Annotated in this window: 2 protein-coding genes; both read right to left on the reverse strand. The window is 70.5% G+C overall.

Annotated features, from left to right (window positions below):
- Window positions 1-26: 26 nt before the first annotated feature.
- Window positions 27-200, reverse strand: a complete 174-nt coding sequence (locus ACEN88_RS33725; protein ID WP_413346709.1) for a hypothetical protein — start codon at window positions 198-200, stop codon at window positions 27-29.
- Window positions 197-596, reverse strand: a 400-nt coding sequence (locus tag ACEN88_RS33730) for a c-type cytochrome (RefSeq protein WP_413346711.1), incomplete at its 5' end; no start/stop codon positions are given. The genes ACEN88_RS33730 and ACEN88_RS33725, both read right to left, overlap by 4 nt.

A 596-nucleotide genomic window follows, 5' to 3' on the forward strand; every position in this document is an offset into this window, starting at 1 on the left:
TTTTTCCACCCCCACCCCGCAATCCTCTATGTAGCTCCGTCTCGTGGGCTCGTAGATGTGAATAACAGACAGCCGCCCAGCAGCGCGCCCGTGATGAACCACCACGCGGCGAGATAGCTGGCCAGCAGCGCGCGCAGGTCGAGGCGCCAGCCGGCGACCGCGGCGACGAGCGCCAGTACGACGAGCGTGCGCGCCTTCATGGCTGCGCTCCCAGGTGCGCGCGCACGTCCGGCGGCAGGCTCGCCGCGTCCGCATGCTGGCTCAGTTGCAGCGCGCGGACGAAGGCGACGATGGCCCAGCGGTCGGCGGGCTCCACGCGGTCGCCGTACGGCGCCATCACGCCGTAGCCGTTCCTGATGACGTCGTAGATGTGGCGGTCGGGCGCATTGCGCAGGCGGTCCTGGTGATACGTCGGCGGCGCCGGGAAGCCGCGCCGCACGACGAGGCCATCGCCGTCGCCGGCCGGGCTGTGGCAAGGCATGCAATAGATCATGTAGCGGTCGTGGCCGCGCTTCAGCAGGGCCATGTCGACGGGATACGGGTTCGTCTGCGCGTCTTCCGCCTGCGCGTCGCGCCGCACGAGGTCCGTGCCCGCG

It is taken from the genome of Massilia sp. CT11-108 (assembly GCF_047302915.1).
GTDB lineage: Bacteria > Pseudomonadota > Gammaproteobacteria > Burkholderiales > Burkholderiaceae_D > Telluria > Telluria orientalis.

Excerpts from the sequence above, each read along its gene's own strand:
- ACEN88_RS33725 (WP_413346709.1), bottom strand. The coding sequence starts at position 200 with ATGAAGGCGCGCACGCTCGTCGTACTGGCGCTCGTCGCCGCGGTCGCC.